The 18,935-nt window shown below is 51.0% G+C and carries 15 protein-coding genes; 4 read left to right on the top strand and 11 right to left on the bottom strand.

The window, feature by feature from the left end; genetic code table 11:
• Window positions 1-381: 381 nt before the first annotated feature.
• Window positions 382-858, bottom strand: a complete 477-nt coding sequence (locus DQG23_RS20555) for a GyrI-like domain-containing protein (RefSeq protein ID WP_113032755.1) — start codon at window positions 856-858, stop codon at window positions 382-384.
• A gap of 168 nt (window positions 859-1,026) precedes the next feature.
• Window positions 1,027-2,724, bottom strand: coding sequence for a copper amine oxidase N-terminal domain-containing protein (locus DQG23_RS20560; RefSeq protein ID WP_158560610.1), 1,698 nt, complete (start codon window positions 2,722-2,724; stop codon window positions 1,027-1,029).
• A 268-nt stretch (window positions 2,725-2,992) separates the two neighbouring features.
• Between DQG23_RS20560 and DQG23_RS20565 the strand changes: the two genes are divergently transcribed.
• Entirely contained in the window at window positions 2,993-3,772 is a 780-nt protein-coding gene (locus DQG23_RS20565; protein WP_113032757.1) for a sporulation protein, read from the top strand.
• Window positions 3,773-4,421: 649 nt separating this feature from the next.
• The gene (locus DQG23_RS20575) at window positions 4,422-5,897 is read left to right on the top strand and encodes an RtcB family protein (protein ID WP_113032759.1); all 1,476 of its coding nucleotides are present in this window, start codon (window positions 4,422-4,424) and stop codon (window positions 5,895-5,897) included.
• 156 nt (window positions 5,898-6,053) lie between these two features.
• Here DQG23_RS20575 and DQG23_RS20580 read toward each other — a convergent pair whose 3' ends face one another.
• From DQG23_RS20580 to pnuC, 7 genes are all read right to left on the bottom strand, one after another.
• The gene (locus DQG23_RS20580; RefSeq protein WP_113032760.1) at window positions 6,054-7,820 is read right to left on the bottom strand and encodes an Imm51 family immunity protein; all 1,767 of its coding nucleotides are present in this window, start codon (window positions 7,818-7,820) and stop codon (window positions 6,054-6,056) included.
• Window positions 7,821-7,837: 17 nt separating this feature from the next.
• Window positions 7,838-8,917 (bottom strand): ankyrin repeat domain-containing protein, encoded by a 1,080-nt coding sequence (locus DQG23_RS20585; RefSeq protein WP_113032761.1) that lies wholly within the window; start codon window positions 8,915-8,917, stop codon window positions 7,838-7,840.
• A 112-nt stretch (window positions 8,918-9,029) separates the two neighbouring features.
• The gene (locus DQG23_RS20590; RefSeq protein WP_113032762.1) at window positions 9,030-9,857 is read right to left on the bottom strand and encodes a TIGR02452 family protein; all 828 of its coding nucleotides are present in this window, start codon (window positions 9,855-9,857) and stop codon (window positions 9,030-9,032) included.
• Between the two features lies 1 nt (window position 9,858).
• Window positions 9,859-10,419: an NADAR family protein gene (locus tag DQG23_RS20595; protein ID WP_113032763.1), complete on the bottom strand. Its 561-nt coding sequence runs from the start codon at window positions 10,417-10,419 to the stop codon at window positions 9,859-9,861.
• A complete protein-coding gene (locus DQG23_RS20600) occupies window positions 10,416-11,309 on the bottom strand; it encodes an NUDIX hydrolase (RefSeq protein ID WP_113032904.1) in 894 nt (297 codons plus the stop codon). The genes DQG23_RS20595 and DQG23_RS20600 overlap by 4 nt, the downstream gene beginning before the upstream one ends.
• A 28-nt stretch (window positions 11,310-11,337) precedes the next feature.
• Complete coding sequence (locus tag DQG23_RS20605; RefSeq protein ID WP_113032764.1) at window positions 11,338-12,345, bottom strand: AAA family ATPase; 1,008 nt, start codon at window positions 12,343-12,345, stop codon at window positions 11,338-11,340.
• The gene (pnuC, locus tag DQG23_RS20610) at window positions 12,342-13,019 is read right to left on the bottom strand and encodes a nicotinamide riboside transporter PnuC (RefSeq protein WP_238177953.1); all 678 of its coding nucleotides are present in this window, start codon (window positions 13,017-13,019) and stop codon (window positions 12,342-12,344) included. Before pnuC ends, DQG23_RS20605 begins: the two co-directional genes overlap by 4 nt.
• A 222-nt stretch (window positions 13,020-13,241) precedes the next feature.
• On the opposite strand from pnuC, the gene DQG23_RS20615 reads away from it, so the two are divergent.
• Window positions 13,242-14,159: an aldo/keto reductase gene (locus DQG23_RS20615; protein ID WP_113032765.1), complete on the top strand. Its 918-nt coding sequence runs from the start codon at window positions 13,242-13,244 to the stop codon at window positions 14,157-14,159.
• 50 nt (window positions 14,160-14,209) lie between these two features.
• Here the strand turns inward: DQG23_RS20615 and DQG23_RS20620 are convergent, their stop codons facing one another.
• Together DQG23_RS20620 and uvrA are read right to left on the bottom strand one after the other, a co-directional pair.
• Window positions 14,210-15,733: an MDR family MFS transporter gene (locus DQG23_RS20620; RefSeq protein ID WP_113032766.1), complete on the bottom strand. Its 1,524-nt coding sequence runs from the start codon at window positions 15,731-15,733 to the stop codon at window positions 14,210-14,212.
• 44 nt (window positions 15,734-15,777) lie between these two features.
• Entirely contained in the window at window positions 15,778-18,285 is a 2,508-nt protein-coding gene (gene uvrA / locus DQG23_RS20625; protein ID WP_113032767.1) for an excinuclease ABC subunit UvrA, read from the bottom strand.
• A gap of 207 nt (window positions 18,286-18,492) precedes the next feature.
• Here uvrA and DQG23_RS20630 point away from each other — a divergent pair, with 207 nt between their 5' ends.
• Entirely contained in the window at window positions 18,493-18,924 is a 432-nt protein-coding gene (locus DQG23_RS20630) for a MarR family winged helix-turn-helix transcriptional regulator (protein ID WP_113032906.1), read from the top strand.
• The last annotated feature ends 11 nt before the right edge of the window (window positions 18,925-18,935 follow it).

Raw genomic sequence — 18,935 nt, forward strand, 5'->3', positions numbered from 1 at the left:
GCAGGCTATGATGAAAATGTGTCCCGTCCGGTGTTTAAAACGCCTAAACCGGCGTATGATTACTCACGGATACGGCAAGCGCTTTCATATCCGTCCGGCTTTCCTGTTAAGCCTCAGAGCGCGCTTCTTATTTTCATTTCCCGCCCCCTTGCATCATAAGTGCTAAAGCGATCATGCCGGTGCTCCTGATCGACTCCATCCAAAGCCACACCTTAATTGTCATTATATAGGCGAATTCTCTCTCCAAGATAGCTGCAATCTCCGTACTTTTATTCCCGTAACGGCGTAATGCCTTTATAAATCGGTAAATGAATAAATGTTCGGTAAATGTGCGACCTGTGCGCACCGGCAAATACTGTCGTCCGCAATTAAGCCGAATAACTACTTCAATGCTACAAACAAGTCAATTTCATTGTCCGGACTTTCCGGCTTATAACGTTCGTCCCAAATTTCAAAATCGTAATCCTTCGGCTCGTTTCCGGTTTCTTCAAGCCACTGCCCGTATATATAGTCATAGGAAAGAGAAAGCTCCGATTCAGGTCCTTTGTGTGTGTAAACCGCATACTTACTTTCCGGAACGGTATGGCTGCTCATATTTGGCGGAACATCGCCTTTTTTACTTACTTCATAACAAAGAATATGGGTAAATACATCCGCCTTGGGGTTAAAATCGGCATTCATCGGGTAAATCTGCATTAACATTACATTTTCATTTTTCTTATATTGAATTTCGTCTTTTCTTTGCAGCAGTAAGTGATATTTGCTCTTGCCAAGACCCGACTCGAACTCCTCAACAGGTGCTTCCATTCTGTATCCTACAACATGAAAAAGCGGCAATGTTATGATTTTAGGTTCCATGAAATGTCCTCGTTTCCATAATGTTTATCGCTCCGCCTGCTTACTTCCTATTATCACGATGCGGAAATCAGCGGTCAAACGAATGTCTTGTTCTATGCGAAATCCGTCTTACCTTACAAAAAAAGCTTCTTACCGGTTCATGAAGAACGGCAAGAAGCTTTCTTTCTGCTATAGATCTTTCCAAATATTAAATTCAAGCCAGTCGTCTTGAAACATATCCTTGCCCTCGAGATTGTTTAGAGGACCGAATGCAAGCTCGAAATCTTTATTGTTTTCAAAAAAATCCGTTGGCAGCAAAATGACCGATATCTTCTCCACGCTTTCACCCGGCTTCAGTTCATCCTTCACTTTGGGCGCCAATCCGTTTGTATCCTGTATGCTCGCGCCGGACATGGCAAGCGTCGTTTTCAAACTGTTTACATGTATGGTTTGCGCCGACTTATTCTCAATACGATATTTTGTTGTCAATGCGATGATCCCATTATCGCCATATCCTTTGAAGGATTGGGCATGCGCCGGATCGATGGTCAGCTTTGCCCATTGGTAACCTTCCAGCGTAATGCTTATATTTTCCAGCTGCTGGCTTCTGTTAGGCTGCCAGGCGAAAAGCAGCTGCTTTCGGGCGATTTTTTCCGTCGTCAAAATATCCTCATAAGGCTGTTGTTCTTCAGCCGGCGAACCGGAACCATTCGATCCGTCATCTTCTTCAATCAGATAATCGCGGCCGCCGATCCGCAGCATTTTGACGCTTGGCTGTTCGGGCAAGAAAAACAATAGCTGCTTGCTTGTTCCGTCCTTATACTTGAGCAGCAAGGTATAATGGACTATCGCATAGGTTCCCGAGGCTCCCTTTTCGGAAGTAACGGTTGTAGAGACACCCGAATTGTCGCCGCTATCCGAACCGTCGGTCGTATGACCTACGAATTTGTTGTCGGTAAAAGTACCGTCTTTATTAAAGCGATAAGTGACCGAGCTTGCCAATCCGCTTCCCGTCGGACTGGACGAGTAGCTGGCGGATACGTACTCGCCTTCAAGCTTCAATCTGCGGGACGGCAAATATTGAATATACTTGTCCCCGTCGATTTCCAGCTCCGTTTCGGAGTTCACCTTGAGCGAATACGACTTGCCGTTGCTTAAAACAAGCTGATCCCCTTTGACTTCATAGGTCAAACATTCGTCTTTGCTGCAATCAAGCGCATCTAGTCCACCATCGGGGAAGTCGGTCGCAACCTGCGTGTCATTGATAAAATAATAATAATCCCAGCACAGCGTGGAGCAATAGCTCATTCCCGGCAAATCCATCTCCCATTTTGCAAAAAAACCGCGAAGCGTTCCTTGGGCGGCAGCCGGGACGCCTTTATCCGCCTGTCCTTGCGCAGCGGCCTTGGAAAGACCGGAAACCTGGATGAACTCCTCGCTATACACGCTGATCGTCCGCTGCCCGCTGTTCCAGCCTACGACCGCTCCCGTCGCTTCCCCGACAAAACGCAGCGGCACCAGCGTATTACCGTCGACAATGGAGGCCGGTTTGGTCAATTCGACCGGTTGTCCGTTGACTTCCGCCGTCTCGCTGTCAATCGTCAGTGAAAAGGTTAGTCCTTCTTTCTTGCCGCTCACCGTTTGCGTTTCCCCATTCCAGGAAAGCTCAATGCCAAGCGACTCGAACAGCGGGCGAAGCTGCACCAGTGTCGTGCCGTCCTCCAACAGCGGATCAATCGCAAACTCGACCGGTTGTTTATCCGTATATACTTCAATACGTTTGTCCTCCGCCGCCTCGGCCGAAGCTGCAAAAAGGAACAGCAACGCTGCCAGCATGACGAAGCTTGCCAGTATGACCGATATTTTATTATTTCTGACATTCAGCAAAGTGTAAACCTCTCCTCCCATAATTCGCGGCAAATACCTAAGTAAAGGTTAACGATTCAAGCGGTTCGCCACAATAGGACCTATCGGATAAATATCCATTTCTTTACTCCTTTATTGTATTTTTACTGTAGTGCTAATAGTCCTACTTCCTTTTTGCTTAAATGACCGCCTCATCGGCCCCGAAAAACTCCATCGCCGGCACATGAAACCTCTTCTATTGTCTGAACGTATCAGTGGGTAGGCAATCATAAGGAGGAGATCTGCAATAATGTCTATGTTCAAACGAATGCTTGCGAGCGTCGGGATCGGCGCGGCCCAGGTAGATCTCATGCTCCATCAAGATGTGGTCAACGCAGGCGATACGATCAGCGGTGTCGTTCGAATTCAGGGAGGACGCGTGGATCAGCAGGTCGATGACGTCCACGCCTTCGTCATGACTCGTTATGTGAAGGAACAGAACGATTCGAAGACGCAAGTGGACGCGCCCGTAGCCAAATTCCTGTTGGCCGGGAAATTTACCGTAGAGGCGGAACAGGTCTACGAATTCCCCGTCTCGTTCCAGCTTCCGGCGATTACGCCGGTGACGATGGGCAGAACGCCCGTTTGGATTCAAACCGGACTTGATATTAAAGAATCTCTTGATCCGAAGGATCGGGATCATCTTCAAGTAAGGCCTCACCCGCATACCGCGGTTATTTTGGAAGCGGTGGAGCAGCTCGACTTCCGGCTTCGCGAGGTGACCTGCGAGTACGCCCCGCATGTTGGCCGGGCTAACGGACTGCCTTTCGTTCAAGAATTCGAATTCGTGCCCTCCTCGCAATTCCGGGGCCAACTCGACGAATTGGAAATTATTTTTTACCCTTATGAGGACGGCATCGACTTGCTGCTGCAGATTGACCGCAAGGCGCGCGGCTTAGCCGGCTTGTTCGCCGAAGCGCTCGACACCGACGAGCACTTTGTCAGAGTTCGGTTCGACAGCAGCCAGCTTGCTTCCGGAGCGGGCTACATTGCCCGTGAACTGGTCGAAACGATCCGTAAATACGTATAAAAGCAAGGATAAACGGTTACGCCGTCCTAAACGCTTTCGAAGAAAGCGACTTCGTAAGCATAAGCTTAGGGCGGGTGCGTTTACCGGGAAATGGAACAATCAGCAGAGGATATACTTTCTGACATTTCAAAGAAGCCTTTCCCGGCGGGAAGGCTTCTTTATTATGCGTGGGCTGCAATGTCGGGAATCGCGTTTTGAGCGTTTATGTACATTCGGGGGGGATGGATAATTCCCATATTAAGGGTTGACAGTTGAATATACCCGGTAGTACTATTGGTACCAAGAATCGAAAGGAGGTGGAGACGAACATGTTCGCTTACGAGACGAAGTTCAAGACGTTCATACCGAAAAACCTGCAAGTACAACCAGAACGATTCATCAATCGGGCGATGGGGCGCCTGTTCGGACAGTCTCAACTCCAAAAGCATGCCTTTTACGCGAAGTATCGACGGATATTTGCGTTGTTCATAGGTGCTCCAGCTCCGCCCTCTATTGGTTGCGGATAACGCCCCTGCGACAACATAATAATTCCAAGCGTAAAGGCTGCTATTAAGGCGGCCTTTCTTCATGCTCATATGAAGAAAGGTGCATTTAAGCGGCTTTTTATTTTTGTACAGATAAAACGAAATCAAACAAAGGTGGCTATATATTGCGCGAAACCCCGATTAAATACTTTATTAATCCGGAAGTTAAAGTAGAAAACAATGCTATTGAGGAGCTCCATCGGCTTTTAGAGGTGAATGAAACGATAAACATGCTGCAAAAACATTCGTCAGATTATTTCGACGACCCCGATGCGGGGGTACTTGAGGTAGCCATTACGCCCGATTTTCATAAAGGAAGCGGCATTCCCGTCGGAACAACGCTGTTTACGCGCGGGTTTGTGCTGCCTCAGGCGATCGGAAACGATATAAACTGCGGCATGCGTCTTTATGTCACCGACTTGAGCGAAGAGCAGATTAGAACACATATTGATGCAATTGAACGTAACATTCGTCATGTTTTTTTCGAAGGGGCCCGGAATATTCCCATGACGCGCCATATGCGCGAGAAGATGTTCAAAGAAGGCCTGATCGGCATCCTAGACAGCCATAAAGAAGCGCGCGGCGAGGGGATTTGGCGATATTACAATGAGAACCGGCAGGAGCTGGATCTGAATCATGTCAATAAAATGGGGTCTTTTATAGCGAAATCCGCGATCGGGCTCGAAGATTTTCTCGGTCCTGCCGGACTTTCCAGGGATGCGCAAATCGGTTCGCTTGGCGGAGGCAATCATTTTTTCGAGATCCAGGCGGTTCGAAAAGTTCATCAAGGTTCTATCGCCGGTCAGTGGGGGCTGAAAGAGGGGCAAATTGTCCTCATGATTCATACCGGATCGGTTTCCCTCGGCTACCATAGCGCAACATGGATTAAAGAGATGCTGAAAAATATGTACCCGGCCTCGTTGAAACATCCGAATAACGGGATGTATCCACTCCCGGTTTCGGAGCGCTTCGAACCGCAGTGGAGCATGTTCTGGAGTCTTCTGCATAATGCAGCGAACTTTGCTTTTGCCAATCGATTGATGCTGGGACTGATGATGTACAAATCGATTTCAGATGTGCTGGGCGATTTTGAACACAAGTTGTTGTACGATGCGCCTCATAACTACTTATGGGAAGAACGGCTGGAGCAGTTGGATGGATTTCTGCACCGCAAAGGATCGTGTACGGCCAAATCGGCAGAGCAAATGATGGGTACGCCATTTCAATATACGGGCGAACCTGTGTTCATCCCTGGCTCCATGGGGTCGCATAGTTTTATTCTTGCGGGACTTGGTAATCGTGAAAGCTTATTTAGCGCCAGCCATGGCGCCGGTCGTGCGCTTTCGCGCGGTGACGCGGTTAAAGTGGAGGATGCGAGATTTCGCGAGTTTCTCAGCCAATTCAGAGTCATCAATCCGATTGACCCCAAGCGGGCGGACTTGCGCGGAAGAAGCGATATCTTGAAGAAATGGGAAGAAGAGCTGAAAAAAGAAGCCCCTTACGCCTACAAAGATATTACACCGGTTATACAGACTCATGTAGATCACGGCATGGCTGCGATTGTAGCCGAAGTGGCGCCGATTGCAACCGTGAAAGGGTAAGCAAGATTTACGTCCCAAAGACATTGCCTGCGACATCGCTTAATCGGGGCAATGGTCTTCAGACAAGCGCTATCCAAAAAGGACGATTCCGCCCAACCAGGCGTATCGTCCTTTTGATCTGTTATTTGGATCCGGCAAGGACTGTGCAGCCTGCCGTCAATCCAATTCGGCACGCGAGAACAGATCCCTGAATACGGCGTCGTCCTCGCAAGCATCCTTAAATCCTATCGCGAAGTTTTGCATAGCCTCTCTATTGCCGGAATAAGCGCAGAACATCGAACCCTCCGGGTCAAAACGCACGATATCCGCCAAATGAGGCATTTTTTCCTCGAGGAAAACTGCCGCCACAGAGCCCCAATCGTAACCGTTGCCTTCAAAGCCCTCGTCTACCCTTGTTTGAAACACTTCATGTTTATAGGTACCGACGTCCAAAATCATCGATATATTTCCACTGTCATGCTCTACTAACTGAAACGGCTTGATTTTTTCCGCAATATTGATTAACCCGCTCGCCTCGAGAGCGTTCCCCGCGGAAGCAAATCCGTTCAGCTTTTCCAGCAATGCTTCTAGCGCCCGATCCGTAAAGCTAAGCACGCCGTCCTTCTCCGTAATCATGCCTTGCCCTATTCTATCGTCCAGCCAGTCCGTGATGAAGCCAGGCGCATAACCGCCAGTGCCGAAGGCTCCGCCGAAAGCGATCATGCTTTTGTAGGCTTCCAGATACGTCTCCCGATCGGTAGAGGGATACGACTTCGTATACAGCCAAAATTGCAGATCATACATCAACGTAGAAAGCTCGTCGGCATGCAAAGCGAAGAACCCTTTTTCCTCGACGATCCGGGTACAGACGGCACGTATGATGCCCTCGATGTTCTCAACCTCGGTCACATGGGCACAAAGCTCCGAAAGCAACGGAGAGAACGCTCCGCCGGCAACCTTCCGCAAAGCCTCCTGCTTGTCCTCCTCGGAAGTGTCATATACGTCCTCATTGACCAATCCCCGAATAAAAGCCTCAAAGTTTTCGGCCAAAAACGTAATCTTATAATCGCCTTCCTGGTCGACATGGATCACCTCCGGCTCCCCGTCCCTGCCGCATGCCCGGTAATCCAGCATCACCACATCATGACCTGCGGAAGGGCAATCGCAAATGACCACGCCGATGTCGGGATAACCCCACTCTTCAATCATAAACTTGCTGCCCAGTTCTCCGCACAGAGCATACAGCTTTTCCCGCCCGATCCCCATAATACCCGTAATCGCAATATGGTCCTCCGACCAAGAGGTCTCATCCTCCGTAGGAAAACAAGTGTTGACCGGCATGCCGCCGTTATGAAGTTTCATCATAGCAATGTAGGAAGCAGGCAGCTTATAGCCCAGTTCTTCTTCTATCGAGGCTACAAGCTCGTCCGTAGGCGGCTCGGCAACGTATTCTTTCAAGGCATAGTCGCAATCATCCCAAAAGCCGGTGAAGTCAAAATCCTCGAAAGGAGCTTTCCCTGTTCCGTTATTTTTGCTCTGTCCGCTCGCCGTTTGTAGGGGCTTCGCTTTTTTTCGGGCACGTTTCTTTTGCTTTTCGGCACCGCTGCGGCTCCAATCCAAAAATTCCAGCGCGCTTTGATCCGCAGGGTCCAGCGTACTTGCCATTTCAAATTCCCTCACTGCACCCTCATACTCCGAGAGATAGTAGTAGGAATATCCTAAACGGAAATGCCAAAGAGGGTCGTTCTCGCCCTGCTTCTCAATCGTCAAAAGCTGCTGCACCGCTTCTTCGTAACGATCCAGGTTGTTCATCGCTCTTGCCAAATGACTGACGGCATCGTAATCTCTATCCTGTTCCGGGATTTCCAAAATTGCGGCTATTATTTTGTCATATTCTTTATTCTGATGCCAAAGGTTTAGCTGCTTCAGTAGGGATTTTTCCATTATTGTACCTCTTTTCGTTACAATTCGCCTTCCATAAACTTGATTAGGTACATTTCGGGCTTTGCCAGAAACTCCTTAAAGCTGCACAGGACCGCGTACTCCTTATGCTCCACGTCATAACATCCTATTAGGCCCTTTTGCTTCGGATTCCACATGAGTTGCAGATGGGAGTAATTATCGATATCCGCCGAGATACGCAGCAGCTTCTGCCGGCCGATCTTCGTCTCGATCGTATCGGTCAATGCGAAAAAATCGATATGCGCGATTGCGTATTCATTCGGCGCAAGCTCAAGGCGAAGCTTGTCTCCGGTCAGAAAACCGACCAGTTCATCGGATAATTTATATTTTTGCAGCTCGTATTTTTTGTTCGCCACATCGTGGAACTCGGCGGGTTCCAGCGACTTTATATAATCGGCCAGCTCGGTATGCTTATTGCTGACCGCTATCGTATACGGCCGCTCGCCGTCTTTCTCCGCCAAGGTGACGTCCGCACCGCGTTCGATCAAATATTTGACCATAGCAAGGTTGCCCATGCGCGCCGCAACCGTTAACGGAGTCGCTTGATAAGGATAAACCATATCCGGCTCATTATAGTTAATGTCCACCCCATGATCGAGCAAATACTCGATTGTCTTGCGGTCATGGTCCGACACGGCTGTGCGCAGTACCGCACCGGCATGCCGTTTAATATCCAGTCCTAGCTCGTGAATGAGCGGGATATTCTTTTTGTTGCCGTAGTAGGCTTGCGCATAAGCGCCCGATTTGACTTGATTATGCTTGTCCAGCTTGGCGCCGTTCGCCGCAACGTAGCGGACGATGTCTTCCTTGCAGTAACGTATCGCCAGCAAAAAAGCCGGATTATTTTTGACATTCAAATCGACGCCGTGCTCCACCAGCAGCTTCACGACATCCGGTTTCTCCGAAATAAGCGCCAGCTCCAGCGGGCTCAGCGTCGTATATTTGCTAAGCACGATGCCCTCTTTAATATTCCAGCCACCCGCGATTGCAGACTTCAGAGCCGGAATATTCCCTTCGTATATATGCATCGCCATTTCAGGCAGCTCTGCGAACTTCCCCTTATCCTTCAGCGTGATCATCCGTTACCCTCCCGCCCAAAAGTCTTATGAATGAGTATATAGAAGGAATTGGTTAAAAACATCAGACTTAGGACTTATTAGGGAGGGACAGAATGGCTCTTCTCCATTCCGCTCAATGAAACACATTCTCGAATGCGCTTATGCACTTGCCGTTCTTCGAGTTATCCAATACCGCAAACCTGATCTCCGGAAACAATGTCCCAAAGCCTTCGTCGCCCAGCAGCTCCCTCCACCAGCCGGCCACCTTCTCCGGATCGTTACGAAACACGCCGCAGCCGTACGCTCCCAGGATGAGATTCTTGTCTTCTTTGTGCGCGAATATCGCCAAAGCCAACCGCATGCGGTCTTTCATAACCTGCTCCGCTTGCCGGCTGTCCTCCCCCTTAAGCAAAACCTGCCCGTAGTTCACGGCAGGCAGCGTCAACACCGAAGCTGTAACCGGCCGTTTCATGAGAGTAAACCGCTCGTCGCGGAAAAAAACCACATCAGGCGAATAAATCGCATGATCGGTATACATCATGGATCGGTAAGCACGATTAGCCGAATAATAGCCTTCATTGCGCAGCTGCGTTCCGTATAATCCGCTGGATGCCGCCAGGCTTTCCTCCTGCGCCATAGCTCCGTTCAGAAATCCGCCTCCCGGATTTTTCGCGCTGGCAAAGTTTAGTACGCCGACCCGCTCTTTCCCCGCTTCCGCAAAATCCGTGATCGCCTTCACGGTCGCCTCGTTTGCGACGGAATATACGGCTGCTTGCTGCGACTGAGACAACAGCGCGCGGCAGTCCCGCACCAACGCCGCACCCTGCTCGGGGATAATCAGTTGGCTGTTATCCTCCGAATGCTTCTGCGCTGCGGCAAAATCGATCCGGCGCCCGTCATATTCATAGAAGCCTTGCTCCTGAATCCGCAAGGTCTCCTGTGCAATTTCCTTTCGATTCATCTTAATTCCCTTCTTTCAACAATAACTCGTCTCGCGCTTCGGTCAGAGCGAAACCAAGCAGGTTGCTTCCCCGCCATTTCATTGGATTTTCCGCGTTCGGGTCGGCTTGCCCCATTCCGATACCCCAAATGCGGTCCGGCGGACTGGCTTCTACCAAAATACGGCCTTTTGTCGACTTCAAGTAGTCGCCAAGCTGCGGATTTTGCGAAAACTTGGCTAAGCTTCCCCGCTTGACGATCCCGTAGCATTGGCTTTCCCAGACGCCATTGTCAAAGTTTCTCACCGCACGCCCGAAAGCCTTCATCTCCTTGGGATGTTTGGCCTGCAAGATGGCGGCCAACATCTCGTCATCCCCGAATAGCCGCGCCTTCTCCGCCATCATGTACTGCTCGGAACAGGAGTATTCCGTTCCCTCTACGACGAACGGGCTCATCCACCACTGGCTGAGGCAGCTTTTATCTACGCTTCCGTCGCTTGGCGGCGTATGGCCCCAGAAAAACAAGAACTTGAACGACTTGCCTTTACGATAAGCGTTTCGTAAATCTTCAATTTCGTAAATCATCGAAATTCCTCCAAACTTCTTCGATATAAGCGTGAGGGGCGATGGCCCGCATTTTCGGTATAGTGATCCGTTTCCGTGACAAGGTCGGCCACTTTGCGCCGGAATGCGGCTTTCAGCAGCTCTTTGTCCAAAATCACCTCGTAAACCTGCTGCAGCTCCGTCAAAGTAAACAGCTTAGGCATCAGGTGCAGCGCAATATCGGTATAGTTGACCTTGCCCCGCAAACGTTCGATCGCGTAAGCGATAATTTTCGCGTGATCGAAGGCCAGCCCGTCATTGGATACGATCGAATAAGACGTCGCGGTCGAAGCCTCCGTCACCGTCACCGTCCGTTCCACAACCGCAGTCAGCTCTCCGTGATCGGAGCTCAGCTTGAGCTCGTACTGGAGCGTCTTGACGTATCCGCCCTCGATCAGCTCCTTGCTCTCGCGCACAAGCCGGTAACTAACCTTGAACCAAGCGGCGCCGGCAGCGTCGTCTCCCGCCTTCACCTGCACTTGGCCGCCGTCGATCAGCGACATATAGCTGCAGCTCATCACCCAAGTTCGGGGATCGCGCCCGATATCGCTGAACGTGTACAGCTGCTCCAAATAAACGTTGTCTACGCCCGTTTCTTCCCGCAGTTCCCGTACAGCTGCTTGTTCCGTCGTCTCGTTCGGCCGGACGAAGCCGCCTGGCAGCGCCCATTTGCCTAGAAACGGATGCCCTCCCCGGCGAATGAGCAGAACCCGCAGCTCCTTCTCCGGAAGCTTACGGTAATTGTCCTCCTCCGCATCCGTAACGGTGAAAATAACCATGTCCGCCGCCACCGAAGGACGCTCGAAATCTCCCGCCCGATACCGTTCCAAAAATTCGCGTTCCGTAAGACCGTCGCGGTCCAGAATGTCCACCGTTTTCGCCACCGTTCGTCTTTTTTATTTACTGCCGCTCTCCGAAATAATTATCGTACGGCTTGAACCGTGCCAATACTTCGTCTACCTTCCGCATCCGTTCCTCAAGACTTCCTCTCAGCGTGATGAAGGGAATCCGGCGTTCCTTCAAATCGGCGATGATCTGCTTATGAAAAATATGCCGCTTCTGATCGCCGCTCCGATCCCACGTATCATCGTAGGGAATATCGTCGTCGCACAAGAAAAACAAATCGTATCTCTGCGCATTTTCCAGTGCAATCCGGGTTAACAGCTCCGGCGCCCGGCCGTGATAATCCAGCGCGAACATGTAAGTCGTAATCGCATTGGTATCGACGAACAGATACCGGTTTGCTTCGAGCAAAGCCTTCTCTTCCCGCTCGATATGGCCGACCGCGATCTCGTCGAACGCCTCCAGACCGATTCTTCTATCCACTTGGTGCTCGGTCCAGTAATCCCGCCCGTACTCGCTTGCGAACGTCGTCCCGTACCGGCGCGCCAAAGCTTCGGTTATCGTAGATTTACCTGTTGACATAGCTCCCACGAACACGACTTTCGTAATTAAATCCCGGTACACGATATCGCTTATAAATTCCCGATACTTATAAGGATCCGAGCGGACCATCGTCGCCGAAATCGGAACAAGCTTGCGAGCCTCATCCACTCGTCTATCCGCCGCGCCCAGCGCGATGCTCATATGCTCGCCATAAAATTCGCTGGAGTAAAAATGCGTCACCCGCTCGCCATTCAGCAGCCCCAAAATATACTGCTCTTCCCGAATCTCATGCTCCCGGTCATTCGAATAACCGTCCGGTCCGTCCCAAGCTTCGATGACCCGGACCGTCGGATACAGCTTGCGGATCCAGTTCGCCCGAATATGAAGCGGACTGGTGATGACATCCGTCTCATAAATGACGACAATCAGCTCGTCGACCTCTTGCAGCGCGGTATCGAACATAAGCTGATGGCCCTTATGCAGCGGCGCAAATTTCCCCAAAGTTAAACCCAGCATTTTCATAACACAACCCCCTTGGCCCCTTTATTCCAGGTGTAATAGCCGTAAATCGCGTTGATCAGGTAGGCGCTCCACATGACGATCATCAAGACGCCATCCGGACTTCCGTCCATCGTTCGAATCACCCACAGCAGCACCGTAAAAATATTCAGGATGATATAAACCAGCCATTGCTCTTTAAACCTTCTCACCATCAAAAACGTCGCCACAACCGATAACACGGTCGTAAGGGCATCGATATAGGGCGAATTTTGCTCCGGGATGAACGACAGTCCGAAACCGAGCGCCAAGCTGCCTAATACGCAAACGGCCGCTACTAGGGCTAACCCTTTCGTATCCATCTGCCTCATAACCAGCTTGCCGCCGTAGCGATGTTTATTCCACATGACGAAGCCGATCACGTTCATCGGTACGAAGAAGAGCAGATTCAGCATGACCTCCCCGAACAATCCGTTGACGTAAGCCAAATAAGCGTAGCCGAACGTATTATACATACCGAAAACATAGGTCATCATGTTGCCCTTGGCCGCGAGGACCACACACAGTACGCCCGTTAAAAAGACCGTAAATCCGAACAATGTATCCTTCATGATCACCGTCAACACAATAGCGATTCCGGAGAACAGGCCCAGCCAAGCTATTTCGTATACGTTCCAACCACCCAAAGCTTTTCTCACTTGTATCCCCTCCGGTTTCCATTCGATTCTTCGTATCGAAATGATATTAACAATTTGTTAATAACAAAAATACCAGAAGAGCATGCCGGCTGCAAGTGATTTTTTACCTATTTCGTTTGACCCATGGGTCTCCGAATATTGAAACCTTTGTTCGCCTATGCCACAATGAAAAGGACTACGCCAGTAAACGGTTTAACTTTCATAAACGGAGGTCGTTTAAACATGAGAACGATAAAACTTGGAGTTAGCACGTTAGAGGTACCCGTCATCGCGGTCGGCTGCATGCGTATCGGATCACTGGACAAGCCGCAGGCCGAGCGCTTCGTCCAAGCGGCGCTTGAGGAAGGCGCGAACTTTTTCGATCATGCGGATATTTACGGCAAAGGCAAATGCGAGGAAGTATTCGCGGAAGCCATCCGGATGAGCCCAAGCGTTCGCGACAACATCATTCTGCAATCCAAATGCGGCATTCGCCCCGGCATGTTCGACTTCTCCAAAGAGCATATTCTCAACTCGGTAGACGGCATTCTGAAGCGGCTCCAAACCGACTACTTGGATGTACTGCTGCTGCACCGCCCGGATACGCTCGTCGAGCCGGAGGAAGTGGCGGAAGCCTTCGATCTGCTTGAGCGCTCGGGTAAAGTGCGTCATTTCGGCGTCTCCAACCAAAATCCGATGCAAATCCAGCTGCTGAAGAAGTCTGTCAAGCAGCCGATCGTCGCCAACCAGCTCCAGCTCAGCGTCACGAACGCCAATATGATCTCCCAAGGCTTCAACGTCAACATGGAGAACCATTCGGCCGTGAACCGTGACGGCAGCGTACTCGATTTTTGCAGACTGCACGATATTACCATTCAGCCTTGGTCGCCGTTCCAATACGGATTTTTTGAGGGCGTCTTCCTTGACAACGACAAGTTCCCCGAACTGAACAAGAAAATCAACGAAATCGCTGCAAAATACGAAGTCAGCAACACGACGATCGCCATCGCTTGGCTGCTTCGTCACCCGGCGAACATGCAGCCTGTCACAGGCACGATGAATATCGAGCGGTTGAAGGATTGCTGCAAAGCAGCCGACATTCGCCTGACGCGCGAAGAATGGTACGATATTTTCCGTTCCGCCGGCAACATTCTTCCCTAACAGCGCAAAAAGGACACCCCGCGATCACACGGGGGGTGTCCTTTCTTAGATTAATGCGCAGCCGAATACTGATCCTGTTCGGCAGTTGGATCGAACTTCTCTTTGCTCATGACGAATGCCGCTAACAGGGCAATAACAGCCGGGATAATCGCCCAAGCAAAGGTATGAACGATCGAAGAGGAGAGCGCATCCGTAATTTGCCCAAGAACTTGGGCAGGAATGCTGTCCCTCGTTTCCGGAGTGAGGATTTTACTAGGATCGCTTAGATCGACGCCTGCAGGCATGGGACCTCCGCTCTCGAAGACCGCAGCTAATTTATTCGTAAACACATGACTTTGAATAATGCCGAAAACCGTAATTCCAAGCGTCATTCCAAGCTCTCGGTTAAAGTTAAGCGTCGAGCTTGCAGAACCGCGTTGCCTTGCCGGGAAGCCATGAATTGCCGCATTGCTTAATACCGAGAACGAGGAGCCGATCCCAAGACCGATGAGAACCATGAAGATCGTGACCATGAAGCGCGAAGAGTCCGTCGTTAACGTGGTGAGCAGAGCAATACCGATAACAAGCAAAGCTAATGTCGGGATCATGATGGAACGATATCTGAACTTAGCAAGAAAGGAGCCGCCTCCAGCGGCAGTAACGACCGATCCAAGCATCATCGGAAGCAGAACAAGCCCCGAATTCGTCGCCGAACCGCCAAGAACTCCCTGGATGAAAATCGGAATGTAAATAGAAGCCGTTATAAACGCCGCACCGCTAAAGATAGCCATTATATTACTCGTCGAATAGAGACGGTTCTTGAACATACCGAACGTGATGATGGGCTCCTGCGCTCGGCGCTCGATTAGAATAAAGCCCGATAGAAGCACCGCGAAAGCTGCGAACAGTCCGATTATCATGCCGGAATCCCAAGCGTATTGCTTGCCGCCAAGCTCAAGCGCGAACATCAGGCAAACCACAGAACCGACTAATGTAAATGCGCCGAGATAGTCGATTCTCTGCTTGGAGTGTTCGACGGACTCTTTGTAAAAGAAAGCAATCATTACGAATGCAAGAAGACCCAGCGGCAAATTGATGTAGAAGATCCAAGACCAATTGATATAATCCGTAAGATACGCACCAAGAAGCGGCCCGAATATACTGGAGAGGCCAAATACGGCTCCGAATAACCCGCCCATCTTGCCGCGCTTCTCCGCAGGAACCACATCGAACATGATTGTGAAAGCGATCGGCATAAGCGCCCCTCCGCCAATCCCTTGAATCGCGCGATAAATACTAAGCTGTACGATCGTTTCCGCCGTACCGCATAAGGCAGAACCCGCCATAAATACGATAATGCCGAAAATAAAGAAACGTTTACGGCCATACATATCCGATAGTTTGCCGAAAATCGGCATCCCGGCCATCTCTGCCACCATATATGCCGAGGTCACCCACATCAATTTATCAAAACCGCCTAATTCCCCCACGATTGTGCCGATCGCGGTTGCTACGATGGTGTTATCCATCGAAGCCATAAGAATGGCCAGCAGCAGCCCCGCAAGGATAACGCCCAACTTATTTCCAGTTACCATCTTTACTTGTTCCTCCACTCATCCTTTACTTCTGTTATCCGGGTTCAGGACTTCTCCGTTAACACCCGTTTCAAAAACGTTCCCGTGTACGAAGCCATCACTTCGGCTATTTGCTCAGGTGTGCCTTCAGCAACAAGCCTGCCTCCGGCTGCCCCGCCCTCCGGGCCGATATCGATCACCCAGTCGGATTCCCGGATCAATTCCAAGCTGTGCTCGACGACAACAACGGTATTTCCCGTATCGACAAGCTTATCGAGCAAGACTTGAAGCCTTACGATGTCGGTCGGATGAAGACCGGTCGTCGGCTCGTCCAATAAATATAACGTATGGCTTTTCGACGGCTTGCTCAGCTCTTTGGCCAGCCTGATTCGTTGTCCCTCGCCGCCGGATAAGGTTTTTACCGATTGTCCCCACTTCAGGTAGCCGAGGCCGACCTCGCACAGCATCTCGATCATTCCCGCCATTTTAGGCTCCTCGCTTAGGATCGGCAGGCTTTCCTCCACCGACAGATTCAACAAATCCGAGATCGAGTTGCCCTTATACCGGACCTGCAAAACCTCCTCCGTAAACCTCCTCCCTTTGCAAGCGGGGCATTTCACTTCCAGATCGGGCAAGAAATTCATGTCGACGGAGACCGTACCAAGCCCCTGACATGTCTCACATCGTCCCCCGGGTGTGTTGAAGGAAAAATGCTTCGTGGTCAGCTTTCTTGCCTTTGCCTCCGGCAAGCCCGCGAACAGCTGCCGCAGCGGAGTGAATACATCCGTATAGGTGGCGACATTCGAGCGCTGGACCCTGCCCATAGGAGACTGGTCAACGATGACGATATTCCCGACATGCTCCAAGCCTTTTATATTCTTGCATCCCTTCGGCACCCGCTCCTCCGGGTTTCCCTGGGCAAGTATGTCGAATACAAGCGTAGATTTCCCCGAACCCGACACTCCTGTTACGGACACTAAACAACCCAGCGGGAAGGAAACGGCCGGGATATCGAGATTGCGATCCTTTGCCTGTTCAATCGTCACATATCTTCCATTTCCTTTCCTTCGGATACGCGGGAGAGCCGGAAGCCGGTTTTCTCTCAAATAGGCGCCGGTGACCGAGTGCATGCTTGCCATCAAGTCCCCCAAACTGCCCTCGCCCACCACGGTTCCGCCATGCAGTCCGGCGCCGGGACCGATATCGATCACATGATCGGCTGCCCGCATCATTTCGGTATCGTGTTCGATTACGAGCACCGTATTCCCTAAATCGCGCAGCTGCTGAAGAACCCGGATTAGTCCCGCCGTATCCCTTGGATGAAGGCCCGTTGTCGGTTCATCCAAAATATAGAGCACCCCGGTCAGGCCCGAGCCAAGAAGCGATGCGAGCCGCAGACGCTGCGCTTCACCTCCCGACAGCGTTACGGTCTGCCGGTTCATGGACAAATAGCCGAGACCGACGTCCATCATTCTCTTCAACCGTTTGGGCATGTCATGAAGAATGGGCTCCAGCAGATGCTGGCCTTCGGGCGGCAGTGCCGTCGCCAGCTTTTCCGTCCACTCGAGCACTTCGCCGAGCGACCACTCCGATACTTCGGAGATGGAAGAACCCGCTACCCGCACGAGGCGAACCTCTCTCTTCAGGCGGGCTCCGAGGCATTCGGGACATTGCTGTTCGTGGAAGAAGCCCCCTTCTTTCTCCTGTGCGCCGGCTTCCCCTTCCTTCTCCTTGTAACGCCGCCACAATCCGGGGATGACACCCTCGAATTTCGTTCCTTGGATCGGCTTTACGTTCGGGCAATGGCGCTTGAATTGCTCGCTCTCGACACCGTAATACAGCAGATCGCGCTGAACCTCTCCATATTCCTTCAGAGGCTGGTCCGGATCGAAAACAAAGCCGTAATGCTTGCCAGCCGCTGCTAAAATACGCATTTGAATATCGCGATGAACGCCGTTCAACGAAGCTACTCCCCCGTCGCGCAAACTGAGTTCCGGATAAAATACCGCGGCTTCGTTAATGCTTGCCACATGACCCAGTCCTCCGCATGCTTCGCATGCCCCCTCCGGCTTGTTGAAGGAAAAGTGCGGCATGCCCAGCCTCTCCAGTTCGGCGTTACAATGCGGACATGCGAATAATTGAACGGCTCCCCATTCGTCGTCCTCCCCCGCCGGTACGCTTGCCGGCTCCAAAGCCGGCGGTATGCTGCCGCTGCACGAAGGGCATTTCCGCTCCCCAAGTCTGGAAAAGATAAAACGGACAAATGTATAAATATCCGTCACGGTACCGACCGTCGAGCGCGGATTGCGATTAGTGACATGCTGTCCGATACTGATGGACGGGGATAATCCTTCGATAGACTCAACCTTCGGCTTGCCGATAGAATCAGACGTCATTCCCATCGACTCCATATATTGCCGCTGGCATTCCCGCTGAAGCGTATCCATGGCCAATGTCGATTTTCCCGAACCCGACGGCCCCGTCAGAACCACAAGTTTATATTTAGGTATGGAAAGCGAGATGTGCTTTAGATTGTTTTCCCGCGCGCCTTGAATGATAATGCTGTCCTTCACAAGCCTTCACCTCGCGACAGAGTTTGTCCCCTTTTGCAAATCAGGGGCGTTTTCGTTAGAATGAACATAGTCATACACCAATATCGAGAATCTCGATAATCAAATATCTTGATAATCAAGATAATAACAGCATAGAAGGAGGTTAGTTTTTTGTCAAGTGATCCGCACGACCCCATCACGGATCCGGCGGAGCAGTTCACCTTGCTCATGCGTGGACTTGGAAACCGAACCGTACAATACCAGCACAATGTCGCTGCTTCTTTAGGGTTATACAATAACGATTTTATTTCCGTCGATATATTGCGCGACAAAGGACCGATCACGGCCGGTGAGCTGTCCAAATTAACCGGGCTCGCCACCGGGAGCGTGACTACCTTAATCGATCGCCTGGAGAAAATCGGGTACGTCCGCAGGCAGAACGACCCCAATGACCGCCGCAAAGTGATTATTGTCCCGGAATACGAGCACAAAGAGGAGATCATCCAAACGTATCAGCCTCTTCATGACGCCATGATTCGGCTAGCCTCCACTTATACGGCAGATGAGCTTGAGCTTATCATGCAGTTTCTGGGCAAAGCCTGTACGGTTCTCGATGAACAGATTCAAGAACTCAGCTCCACTGCGCGCAAGAAATCCTGAATTCAGGTAAA

Source organism: Paenibacillus contaminans (genome assembly GCF_003285015.1).
In the GTDB taxonomy this organism is placed as follows: Bacteria; Bacillota; Bacilli; order Paenibacillales; family NBRC-103111; genus Paenibacillus_V; species Paenibacillus_V contaminans.